This is a genomic window from Flavobacterium sp. N1994, from assembly GCF_025947145.1.
Classification (GTDB): domain Bacteria; phylum Bacteroidota; class Bacteroidia; order Flavobacteriales; family Flavobacteriaceae; genus Flavobacterium.
In genome coordinates, this window is record NZ_CP109999.1 from 51,266 (window position 1) to 64,824 (window position 13,559).

4 protein-coding genes are annotated in these 13,559 nt (G+C 34.9%); 3 read left to right on the forward strand and 1 reads right to left on the reverse strand.

Features of this window, described 5'->3' with window-relative positions; all coding sequences use genetic code 11:
• The first annotated feature begins 79 nt into the window (after nucleotides 1-79).
• Together OLM53_RS00300 and OLM53_RS00305 are read left to right on the forward strand one after the other, a co-directional pair.
• Nucleotides 80-8,677 (forward strand): T9SS type B sorting domain-containing protein, encoded by an 8,598-nt coding sequence (locus tag OLM53_RS00300; protein WP_264521058.1) that lies wholly within the window; start codon nucleotides 80-82, stop codon nucleotides 8,675-8,677.
• Nucleotides 8,678-9,373: 696 nt separating this feature from the next.
• A complete protein-coding gene (locus tag OLM53_RS00305; RefSeq protein WP_264521059.1) occupies nucleotides 9,374-10,387 on the forward strand; it encodes a substrate-binding domain-containing protein in 1,014 nt (337 codons plus the stop codon).
• Between the two features lie 196 nt (nucleotides 10,388-10,583).
• On the opposite strand, the gene OLM53_RS00310 is transcribed toward OLM53_RS00305, so the two are convergent.
• Nucleotides 10,584-10,739, reverse strand: coding sequence for a hypothetical protein (locus tag OLM53_RS00310; protein ID WP_264521060.1), 156 nt, complete (start codon nucleotides 10,737-10,739; stop codon nucleotides 10,584-10,586).
• 427 nt (nucleotides 10,740-11,166) lie between these two features.
• Between OLM53_RS00310 and OLM53_RS00315 the strand changes: the two genes are divergently transcribed.
• On the forward strand, nucleotides 11,167-13,539 hold the full coding sequence (locus tag OLM53_RS00315; protein WP_264521061.1) for a T9SS type A sorting domain-containing protein: 2,373 nt from the start codon (nucleotides 11,167-11,169) through the stop codon (nucleotides 13,537-13,539).
• Nucleotides 13,540-13,559: the final 20 nt, after the last annotated feature.

Below are 13,559 nucleotides of genomic sequence, written 5' to 3' on the forward strand. Positions count from 1 at the left end.
AAAATCGGTATCTTTGGGACTTGCTTTTTTTTCAAAACTCCAACAATTAAGTTAAATATCTACTATAAAAATATTTTAAATGAAACATATTACTTTTTTATATAAAAAAATAATAACGCTTTTATTGTTACTAATTTCGTTTCAAAGTTTCTCTCAAAACCTACTTGTGAATGGTAATTTTGAAACTGGGAGCGTGGTTGGTTTCTTTTCAAATGGAGCTGGTTACGTAAGGATTAATCCTCCATTTTCAGGGACAACTACTTCTGGTAATTGGGCTTTTACTACAGACCCTCAAACTATGAATACCGCTTCGTTTATAAGTTGTGTAGATCACACTACTGGAACAGGCTATATGTTAGTCTTTGATGGAAATACAACTGGTGGTCAACAAAATTTTTGGGAAGCTGGTAATGGAGGTGGAGGTGTTTGTTCATTGACAATTGGTGCCACATATACCTTTAGTTATTGGATCAGATCAGTTTATGGTCCAGTGGCTGGTAGTCCAACTCCTGCAGATATTGGAGTTAATATTTTAAATGCTAGTTCAGTAACTTTAGTCTCAGGAAATCCAACGGCTCCACCAACAGCAAATGGGTGGCAACAAGTGGTATATACTTTTGTCCCTACAAGTGCCTGTGTCAATATAAAATTATTCAACAATAATACTAATGCGGTTGGAAATGATTTTGCCATTGATGATATGTCAGTAACAGCAGCACCACAACCATTAGCTATTACCTACTCATCAACAAATTCAACATGTCCAAATGCTAATAATGGATCAATTGTTATTAATGGAGTTCATGGAATAACACCTTATGTTTCCTATTCTATCTCAGGAACTGCTTCACAAACCAATACCACCGGTATTTTTACAGGGCTTGGACCTGGTACTTATTCAATTTCTGTAACCGATAGTAATATCCCTCCTGTTACCGCTTCTTTATCCAATATTATTATTACTGAACCCGCCAATTTAAATGTTAGCGCTTCGCCAACAACCATGTGTTCTGGTAGTTCAACAAGTTTGTCTGCAAGCGGAAGTACAGGTACTTATAATTGGACATCGTTACCAGTTGATGCCAGTTTATCTGCCACTGGAAGTTCTCAAAATGTTAGTCCAACACAAACAACAACTTACACCGTAACTTCAGCATCAAATTCAACAGCAGAACTGATTTTTAACGGAGACTTTACTCAAGGGAATACTGGATTTACAACGGATTATCAGTATTTAACGGTAACTGTTCCGTCCGGTACTCAAAAGACATATGGAATTGTTACTAATTCAAACGCATGGTTTGCAGGATTTTCTTCATGTACTGCTCATGGAGGAGCGGGAAATATGATGGCAATAGATGGTTCAAATTTGAATGCAGGAAATGATAGAGTTTGGTGTCAGACTGTTCCTGTTGTTCCTGGACAAAATTATAATTTTAGTTATTGGATTCAAACAGTTGCTACTCCAAATTCAGCAAATATTGATGTCCTAATTAATGGTATTTCAATTGGTTCAGCCATTGCTCCTGCTGCAACTTGTGGTTGGGTTCAAAGAACTTATGTATGGAATTCTGGAGCAAGTACAACTGCACAAATTTGTCTTTATGATAGAGTGATAACTGCTTCTGGGAATGATTTTGCTTTAGATGATATCTCTTTTACTGGAGCTATAACTTGTAATCTATCAAATTCTGTTACAGTAACAGTAAATCAACCAGCATCTCCTTCAATTTCATGTGGAACTTCAACCTCTAATTCAGTTGTTTTTAATTGGGGAGCAGTATCAGGTGCCACGGGATATACTATTTCTTATACTATCAATGGTGGTAGTTCTGTTAGTGGTGGAAGTACAACTAATACATCTTACCCAGTTACTGGTTTAAATCCTAATGATTCAGTTGCCATATCGGTAACGCCAACAGGTGTAGGAGGATGTTTTGCTGTTGGTAATGCTACTTGTATAGCTTCTTTACCTTGTCCAGTTCCAACAGTAACGGTAACACAACCTACATGTTTAGTTTCTACAGGAAGTATTGTTTTTACAGGTCCTATTAACCCAGCACCTTTACCAGCTCCAACAGATTTATTTATTTCTGAAGTTTCTGATGAAGACGTAGGATCTTTAACTTATGTAGAAATCTTTAACGGGACAGGAACCACTAAGAACTTAGCTAATTATAGATTAAAAGTATACAATAATGGAAGCGGTACTGCATCATGTGATTTGTTGCTTTCGGGTTCTTTGGCTAGTAATGCTGTTGCAGTTGTTGCTATAGGAAGTGCTACAAATCAGGGTGGCGTTCTTCCCAATTTAGTTTTTGCTGGTTGTGGAGGTGTAAATACGGATGATAATATTAGATTAACTACTAGTGGAAATGTCGAAATTGATTTATGGGGAAGGACTGATGGTATTGCTTTTACTCCAGCAAATTCAGCTGGTTATTCGTTTAGAAGATTAGTTACAGTTCCACATCCTAGCTTAACTTGGAATCCTGCTGATTGGACAGCTTTAGATCCACAAGATTATACTAACATTGGGACATTTATATATCAAACAGCTAATTATCAATATAGTGTTAATGGAGGAACAACTTATCAAGTGGGAACTTCATTTACAGGTTTGACTCCAGGTAATTATAATGCACAAATCAAAGATTTAGTTTCGGGTTGTATTTCAAATCCAATTCCAATAACTTTAAATGCACTTCCTGCACTTCCTGCACCTACTGTTAGTCCAATTACTTATTGTCAAAACGCTACTGCGGCCGCTTTAACAGCTACTCCAAGTGCTGGGGGAACATTAAATTGGTATGGTACCAATGCTACTGGTGGTGTTGCTTCTGCAACTGCTCCAACCCCTTTAACAACAGGAGCTCTTGGATCAGTTGTTCATTATTTTGTAAGCCAAACCATAGGAGGATGTGAAAGTCCAAGAGCTGATATTGCTGTTACAATTGGTAATAATGCTCCAACTGCAACACCATTTTTGTTTTGTGATGCTGCTAATACAACAACTACACAGGTAGCTTTTGATTTTAATAATGTTGGACAAACTAGTTTTAGTTATAGTTATTCCATTAATGGAGGTCCTCCTGTTACAGGTACACAAACAGCACCTTCACATTTTAATGTTCCAGTTACAGGACCAGGACAAGGGGTTGCTTTTACTTTGACTTGGAATGGTGTATGTACCCCAAGCCAAACAAATACTTGTTATTCTACTTGTGCTATTACACCAGTATTAAGTATCCACAATCCTGCAGCAGTTTGTTCACCCAATACTGTTGATATCACTTTACCAGCTGTTACAGCAGGAAGTACAGGAGGTGGTGGAATTAGTTATTGGACTGATGCAACAGCTACAACAGCACTAACAAATCCATCGGCAATAACAACTAGTGGTACTTATTATATAAAAAGTGCTCTTGGTGGTTGTTATGATATTAAACCAGTTGTCGTTACGATTAACCCATCACCATCATTAACTATTACTAATCCAGCTGCAGTTTGTTCACCTAATACAGTTGATATTACTTTACCAGCCGTTACAGCAGGAAGTACAGGTGCAGGTACATTAACTTATTGGACCAATGTAACAGCTACAACTTCATTTGCCAATCCAACATCCGTTAGTGCAAGCGGGACTTATTATATTAAGAGTACCGTTGGAAGTTGTTTTGATATTAAACCGGTTACAGTTACAATAAGTACTACTCCAGTACTAACTATTACAAATCCAGTAACAGTTTGTTCACCAAATACGATTGATATTACTTTACCAGCCGTTACAGCCGGAAGTACAGGAGGAGGAACATTAACTTATTGGACTAATGCTACTGCAACAACTGCTTTAGCCAATCCAACTTCAGTTACAAGTGGCACTTATTATATTAAGAGTACATTGGGTTCTTGTTTTGATATTAAACCAGTTGTAGTTACTATTACAACTACACCTGTATTAAGTATTCATAATCCAGCAGCAGTTTGTTCACCCAACACGGTTGATATTACTTTACCAGCCGTTACAACAGGAAGTACGGGGGGAGGTACATTAACTTATTGGACCAATGTAACAGCTACAACTTCATTAGCCAATCCAACATCCGTTAGTTCAAGCGGGACTTATTATATTAAGAGTACCGTTGGAAGTTGTTTTGATATTAAACCAGTAACGGTTACAATAAGTACTACTCCAGTACTAACCATTACAAATCCATCAACGGTTTGTTCACCTAATACGGTTGATATTACTTTACCTGCCGTTACAGCAGGAAGTACAGGAGGAGGAACATTAACTTATTGGACTAATGCTACTGCAACAACTGCTTTAGCCAATCCAACTTCAGTTACAAGTGGCACTTATTATATTAAGAGTACATTGGGTTCTTGTTTTGATATTAAACCAGTTGTAGTTACTATTACAACTACACCTGTATTAAGTATTAATAATCCAGCAGCAGTTTGCTTACCTAATACGGTTGATATTACTTTACCAGCCGTTACAGCCGGAAGTACGGGTGTAGGTACATTAACTTATTGGACCAATGCTACAGCTACAACTTCATTAACTAATCCAACATCCGTTAGTGCAAGCGGGACTTATTATATTAAGAGTACCGTTGGAAGTTGTTTTGATATTAAACCAGTTACAGTTACTATAAACACAACACCTGTATTAATCATTACTAATCCAGCAACAGTTTGTTCGCCTAATACGGTAGATATTACTTTACCTGCCGTTACTGTAGGAAGTACAGTAGGAGGAACATTAACTTATTGGGCTGATGCTACTGCTACAACTGCATTATTGAATCCAACAACAGTTTCAGTAAGCGGGACGTATTATATTAAGAGTACCGTTGGAAGTTGTTTTGATATTAAACCGGTTACAGTTACAATAAGTAATCCTAATTTACAAATTACAAATCCAGCTACAGTATGTTTGCCAGGTACTGTAAATATTACTTTGCCAGCTGTTACTGTAGGTAGTACAGGTGGTGGTATATTGAGCTATTGGATTGATGCAGCAGCTACAATACCACTACCAAATCCGACTGCTATCGCTATCAGTGGAATTTATTATATTAAGAGTACTGTTGGAAGTTGTTTTGATATCAAACCAGTTACTGTAAGTATTAATGCTAATTTTACGGTAAATACACCTCTTCCATTACAGGATTGTGATCCTAATAATGATGGTTTTGTAACTTTTGATTTAACACAGGTTATCAATAGTATTACTGGTGGAAATCCAATTTATACCGTTAGTTTTCATGAAACAGTAGATGATGCCTTTGTTAATGGTACAACTATACCAACTCCTTCAAATTATGATAATATTTATCCTTTTTTACAAACCATTTATATTAGAGTAAACTCTAGTAGTTCATCATGTTATCAAATTATTCCTTTCCAATTAATAGTCAACAAGACTCCAGTTGCGACCCAACCAACTCCTTATGCTTTATGTGATTACACAGGAGCAGTTGGATTTGAGACTTTTGATTTAACCACAAAAATTAATGAGATATTGGGCAGTATCAACCCAGCATTAACAAGCGTAAGTTTCTACACAAGTCAATCGGATGCAGATGCAGGAACCAATGCTATCACTAGTATTTCTAGTTATGTGAATGCTAGTCCAAACACCCAAACGCTTTATGTTCGAGTGGAGACAATCGCTACGGGATGCTATGATGTAGTAACCTTGCAATTAGTAGTGAATCCGATACCGAATTCACTTCAGCCGAACTACCCACAGTATTCTCTTTGTGATGTTGACCAAAGTAATATCGGCTTTGAGACCTTTGATTTAGGTAGTAAGATCAATGATATTTTATTGGGACAAACGGGAATGACGGTTAGGTTTTATATCAGTTTAGGGGATGCTCAGAATGGGACTAATGAAATCACCAACTTATTATACCAAAACCAGATACAGTATGTTCAAACCTTAGGGATAAGCATTACCAATAATGCCACAGGATGTTCTGTTATCTCTACGATGGATATTAGAGTAGAGCCTTTACCAAGTTTAATTCCACCTACACAACCTTACACACTTTGTGATGATGATCAAGATGGCTTTACTACTTTTGATTTAACGAGTTTGTTACCAGGATTGTTAAACTCGATTACCACTTATACGGTAAGTTTCCATGAAACGCCACAAGATGCCGCTAGTAATGGTACTACGATTCCTAATCCGGCACAGTATATTAACATTAATCCGTTTGTACAGATTATTTATGCCAGAGCGGAAGATAATTTAACCCACTGCGTTAGTGTTATTCCCATAGAGTTGGATGTTAATCCGAGTCCAAAACCGCCAGTATCTTTAGTTGATATTACAGTATGTGATACGGATAACAATCCACAAGATGCAAGTACAAGAGTTGATTTAACCCAATTAACCGCTAGTGTTCTATCACAACAACCTTTGCCAGCTACAGCCTATAGTGTAACGTATTACACCAGCTTAGCTTTAGCCCAAGTAGGAACCGCACCGATTATACCAGACACGAACTATGTTGGCAGTAATGGTCAGACAATATGGGTTAGAGTAGAGAACAATGTGACCCATTGTTATAATATAGGCACCTTCTTGTTGCATATTAACACTCCACTGTTGCTTACTACACCCACTCCGCTTAGTTTGTGTGATGATGATGCGAATCCAAACAATCAATACCATACTTTTGATTTAACGGTAAAAAATGCGCAAATCACCCAAGGATTATTAGGATATACCGTAACGTATTATCCAAGTTTACTAGAAGCACAAACCCATACTAATCCAATTACTACACCAACAGCGTATCAAAACGACCTATTACATCCAGCGGTACAAACCTTGGGAGTAGTAGTGAGTAGTCCAGCACCGGCGAATTGTGAAAGTATCACGACCTTGGATATTAGAGTCTTACCAATTCCAACTCCAAATACCAATCCACCAGCTTTGGCACCAAAATGTGATGATAACAATCCAGGAGATATGTTGGAGTATTTTGATTTAACGGTTAATGAAAGCTACATTAGAAATAATGACCCGAACTTAAGTTTCCATTACTTCCCAACACAAGCAGATGCAGAAAATAATATTGTAGCCAACGAAATACTAACCCCAACCAACGCTTTAGTGGGGACTAATGTTTGGATACGAGTAGAGAACACCAGAGTGGACTATCAAGGGAATCACTGTTATGTACTGGTTGAACAAGCTTTGAAAGTGAATCCACTGCCAACGGTAGTACAACCATTAGCTCCTTATAGAGTATGTGATAATGATACCGATGGATTAGCCCCATTTGATTTGACTAACCCATTGTTAGCCCCACAGATACTAGGAGCAGCACAAGCTACTACAGACTTTACGATAAGCTACTACTTAACAGCAGCAGGCGCTAATCCACTGACTAATACAGGACAACTACCGCTAGTATCTCCGTATACTAATGTTACTGCCAATTCACAAAACATCTACATTAGAGTAGTAAACAATACCACAGGATGTACTAATACAGGAGTACTTACTTTAGCCGTAGAACAATATGCTACCGCTACAGGGCCACAAACTTTTGCAGAATGTGATAATTATAATGACCCTTATGATGGTATCCACCAAATTGACTTGACTCAATATGCTACGGCTATCCTTAATGGACAAAGCCCAACGGTATTCTTAGTAAGTTATTATACTAGTTTGGCAGACGCTACAGCAGGGACAAATGCCTTAACACTAGCCCAAGCTCAAGCCTATCAAACCGATCCAGATACCGATACAATATGGGTTAAGGTAGAGAACAGCAGTAATACCATTACACCGTTATGTTATGCTATTACCACTATTGATATCACCGTGGAGCGTTATCCTAATCCTATTATCGTAACGAATAATGGTGTGAATACGATTTGTGTTAACTTTGATACCAACGCAGTAGTAAGACCATTAACACTAGATAGTGGTATTGCTAATCCCGGGAATTATACTTTTGAATGGTTTGAGGATGCAGCCACTACTCCGATAGCAGGGGCAACAGGACCAACGTATACGGTGAACACTTCATCGGCAACGGGAGCTACTAGAAACTATACGGTGCATGTTACTAGTAATAGTGCATTGGCTTGTGATAGTACCTCGGCTTCGTTTGCAGTGATACAATCAGGGCAAGCTTCTATTCCGACTGGAACTATTGGGTATACAGTAACTAATGCCTTTACTGAGCAACAAATTATTACGGTACTTATTCAAGGATATGGAACGTATGAATACAGTTTAGATGATGGACCAAGACAGGCGAGCACTATTTTTGACAGTGTTTCGTTAGGAACCCATGTGATCCATGTTTGGGACACTGAAGGCGGCATCGCTTATAGTTGTGAGGAGCTTATAATAGAAGATGTACAAATCATTGATTACCCACATTACTTCACCCCGAATGGCGATGGCATACATGATACCTGGAATATTGTTGGATTAGGTGGACAGCCTGATGCAAGGATTTACATCTTTGACCGTTATGGCAAACTGTTGAAACAAATTAGTTCTACAGGCGATGGTTGGGATGGAACGTTTAACGGACATCTCTTACCTTCAGACGATTACTGGTTTAGTGTAGATTATATAGAAAACGCCACAGCTAAACAATTTAAAGCGCACTTTACGCTTAAACGATAAACAAAAATCCCCTTCAGAGATGAAGGGGATTTTTTTTAATTGTGAATTGTGAATTATGAATTGTGAATTGGAAATTGGGGTTTTATAAATTACAATAGCTACTTTATAAATTACAAGTGAAGTTTTATAAATTACAAGAGGAGTTTTATAAATTACAACTGGACTTTTATAAATTACAAGTGGAGTTTTATAAATTACGTTGACCACTTTATAAATAACAACACGAATAGTAACATAGTTTAAGAATTACTGTAGTAGTTTATAGCCCCGATGGGAGCAAACTACCGTGTAGTGCAGACAGCGGGAGGGGGAGTTTAAAGATAAAGGGGAGCTATGCTACTAAAATAAAAAATCCCGCCGATGGCAGGATTTCTGTGGAAAAGAGGGAGTTATCTCGAACTTTTTTCAATCGGATTTACAGCTTTTAAATAAAATGCTGCTTAGTAAATGCTTTACAGGAATGACACTAGCGCGAACTTCGGAATATTTGTAAACAAAAAACTATTAATTGATTTAATAATTTCTATAATCAATCAATAGTTTTTTTATTAAATTTGCAATTATTATTTTTGTTTTAAAAATCCAAAACCCTGAATATTAGTATCTTAAAAAACACGATTTAAATATACTACACTGCATACAATAACCCAAAAGAGGTAAGTTTAGTTTTGTATATTCTTACTAATAATATTAAATATGATTACCATAAAAAAGATTGCTGAACTAGCAAATGTATCTCCAGGAACAGTCGATAGAATAATTCATAACAGAGGCCAAGTAACACAAGAAAATATTGATATCGTTAATGCCTTAATAGAAAAACACGGTTACAAACGAAATATATTTGCTAGTAATTTAGCATTTAATAAAAAATTTAGAATTGCTGTATTTCTTCCAAAACACAATGAACTAGAATATTGGAAATTACCTATTTACGGTATAGAAAAAGCGGAAAAAGAATATGGCAACTTTGGTTTTTTTATTGATTATTATTATTATAAATATGACTCTAATTCTTTTAAAAAAAATGCCGAAAAATTGTTAAAGTTAGACTATGACGGCTTGCTTTTCGCTCCAATATTTCATAATGAATCCCTCAGTTTTCTTAACGAGTATACAAAAAAAAATGTTCCAATTATAATGATTGATTCCAATATTGTAGAAAATTACAATCAATATTATATTGGACAAGATGCTTATCAAACAGGGCTTCTATCTGCAAAACTGATTAGTTATGGTATCAAAAAAAACAGTTCTATACTTATTGCAAAAATTGCAAAAGAAAATGATATCACTTCTATTTTTAATCAAAGAGTTAAAGGGTTTTATTCCTATTTTGAAAACAAGAATGAATTAAATATTAATTTTAAAGAAATTAATATTATTAAGAACGGTAAAGTTTATTTGACAAAAGAAATGTTTAATGATATAGATGCTGTCTATATTCCTAATTCAAGATCCTATATTGTTGCTAAGTTTATTAAAAATAATAATTTACCAAATATTAGAATTATAGGATATGACTTATTGCAACAAAACATTGAATATTTAAAATTAGGATATATTGATTTTTTAATAAATCAAAAACCTGAAGAGCAGGGTTACATAGGTATTACTAAACTATATAAAAAATTAGTTTTAAAAGAAGAAAGTAATAAGAATATATACATGCCAATTGAGATTATTACAAAAGAAAATTGGATAGAATAGTACTAAATATATACCCCATTATGTATAATTAAATTAGTTTTGTATTGCTATTATTTATTGGTTTCTCAAAAATAAATTTATTGATGAATTGCTGAAAATTTTTGGATGTTTTTTTGATAAAATTCTTGTTTTAAGGCCTTGAAATGATTTTCCATAACTACTTCTAAATTAGAAAAAGGTCACATAATAGAAAGAATTATCCTTCTTTATCTCTATATTTAATGTGATGGTTTATAGTTTTTTCATTCATCTTTTTTGGTTTTTCTAATTTGACTTTTACCTTTTTAAACAAATCTAATAGTATACTTTCATGCAAATAGCCTTTATCTCCAAGTAATACATAATTATACATTTTTTTGTTTTATACCAATATCTGTCTTGAATTCTAGGTGCTTAATTTCATTATCTTAAATAATATTTAATCATTTTTTTACTTCATAATTTCAGAAAAAACGTAATTTGTTCTCCAAATTAATTTGACAGTGCTTGTAATTCTTTATATGAATTTAGTCAACCACTTCACTTTTTAGTTAGAAATTAAAAGTTTTTTTAATACAATTGTTTTTTATTTATAAATAAAAAACAATTTTTTTGTTAAATGTGCAATTTAAATATTGATTAATTCCACAGAATGAAATTATTTACCATTATAATTATAAAATTATTTAATTTAAATAGTTGCTTATTAAAATTTTATTTAAATTTGGACTTTCAACGTGTGCGAACACGAAATTAAAAATAAAACCTTTTTTATAAACAAAAAACAATAACCTTTTATTATGAAAAAAAAAATACATTTTTTTTTAAACATTAAACCCTTTGCTTTAATGTTATTATTTGGATTACTATTTGTAAGTAATTTGATCAATGCACAAGTCACCACTGTATTTAGCGATGATTTTAATAGAGCAGTAGTGAGTCCAGGTGGTACACCATCCATGACTTATACTCTTACACCTTCTGCAACAGGAGTTATTGCAACAACATCTCAAGGGGTAAATGATTTTGCAGGCAATCCAGATTATAGAGTAAAAATTTCTGGTGGTACTACAGCTGGAACAGAATTGGTAATGGGAACTATGACGGGTGTTAGTGGTTATAATGCCGTTTTGCAATCTAATTCTCAATTATTAACGTGGTCTTTTAATATAAAACATAATAGATCAACTACAACAATGTCTGGTTTTGATACCACTCCTGCATACCAATATGGAGTTGGAGCTATTTTGGCTTGTGATAAATTGAGTCCCTTAGATCCTGCTGCAAAAGGTTATGCAGTAGTTATGGGTGGTGTAGGGACTAAAAACACTTATGACTTGGTTAGTTTTCAAAACGGAATGGGGGCTACAGCCAATTTGACAACTATTATACAAGGTATAACTTTGGTGAGTATAAGAGAAGTTGTTTCGGTTAACGTTACCTATAATAAAACAACTAATAAGTGGAATATGTTTCAACGTGATGAGACTGCAGCGACAACAGCAGCTCCATTTCCAAATCCTTATGGGTTGAGCGCTCCAGGAAGTGGAGTAACAGGTATAGGTGAAGTAACAGATGTTGCTGGATTTGTAGGTGTTTCTCTTCCTTATTTTGGTACGATTTTTAATCATAGCACCACTGCTGTGAATTTTTATTTTGATAATTATAAAGTTACGTTAGGACAGTTAGGTACTACTAATTTTTATGTTGCATCTGGATCGGATTGTTCTGACAAAAATAATTGGTGGTCAAATCCTGATGGTGCAACTGGAACACATCCAGCTAATTTTACAACTGATGGTCAGATTTTTAATATCTTCAACACGGGAACTACTATAGGTTCAGATTGGACAGTTAGTGGAGGAGGAAGTAAAGTAGTATTGGGCGATGGAACAGTTTCAAATTCTTTAGTTGTTTCAGCTACAGCATTTTTGTCTGGTACAGTTAAATTGAATGCAAATGCTACATTAAGAATTAGTCACTTGACTGTTTTTCCAACTTTCGAAAGCGGTGGAGTTGACCCATCTTCAACTGTAATATTTGATGGCGTTGATGCTCAGAGTGTGCCAGCAAGTGTATATGGAAATTTATCTATTTTGACACAAGGCCTATTGGGTGCCAAAGCAGCTGGTAATATCTCTGTTGCTGGAAATTTAAATATTGATGCTAATTCTATTTTATTAATGGATACCTACAAACTAGGATCTATAAACACTTTATCAGGAACAGGAATTTTAAAAACTAAGTATGCTTTCTCAACAGCATTACCATCAGGTATTACTTGGCCTTATTCTGTTTATTACAACTATACTAGTACTAATACTACACAAACCATTTCTCAAGGATCATTTGTTAACTTAGATACTACTGGTGGACCTCGTAATTTTCCTAATGATATTACTATTTCAGGAGCATTTGTTCCAGGTGCTGGTGTCATGACAGCTTTAAATAGAATAACGTTTAATGGAACGGGAGCACAATCTTTAGAGGCTAATTTTCCTCCAGCTACAGCATTGATTATTGCAAATACTAGTACAGCAGGAGTTTCTTTATCAGCTTCAGAAGTTATACCAGACATTACTAATTTAGAACTTTCAGGTAACTTGAACGCAGATTACGATGAAAATTTTGGAACTATATCTTTGTTAGATAACTCTATTTTGACTTTGGGAGCTACTCCACATGCCTTGGTTTTTACAAATAGTAGTACTAGTAATCCTGGTCCTGCTGATTTTTGGATTGCAGGTAAGACATTAACTGTTAAAGGATGGACAGGAACACCAGGTGGTTCTGGGACTAATGGAAAACTTTTTGTTGGTTTAGATGCAAATGGATTAACTGCTACACAATTAAGTCAAATAACATTTGAAGGATATTCAGGAGCTTTAATGTTATCAACAGGAGAAGTTGTTCCAGCATCTTTAGGAATTAAAAATCAAGAACTTGTTGATTTTAAATATTATCCAAACCCTGTAGCAGATAAAATTACATTGTCAAATTCAAAAGAAATTTCAGAAGTGACTATTTTCAATAGTATTGGACAAAAAGTTTATGAAACATCACCTAATAGTACAAGTTTGCAAATAGATTTATCTACTTTAAATGCTTCAACTTATTTTGTTCAAGTGGTTTCAGAAGGTAAGAAAGCCACTGTTAAGGTTGTAAAAAATTAATTTAAACCATTTTTTTCGAG

What these genes read in the sequence shown, in the direction of transcription:
- OLM53_RS00300 (WP_264521058.1), top strand. Translation starts at nt 80, where the DNA reads ATGAAACATATTACTTTTTTATATAAAAAAATAATAACGCTTTTATTG.
- OLM53_RS00305 (WP_264521059.1), top strand. Translation starts at nt 9,374, where the DNA reads ATGATTACCATAAAAAAGATTGCTGAACTAGCAAATGTATCTCCAGGA.
- OLM53_RS00310 (WP_264521060.1), bottom strand. Translation starts at nt 10,739, where the DNA reads ATGTATAATTATGTATTACTTGGAGATAAAGGCTATTTGCATGAAAGT.
- OLM53_RS00315 (WP_264521061.1), top strand. Translation starts at nt 11,167, where the DNA reads ATGAAAAAAAAAATACATTTTTTTTTAAACATTAAACCCTTTGCTTTA.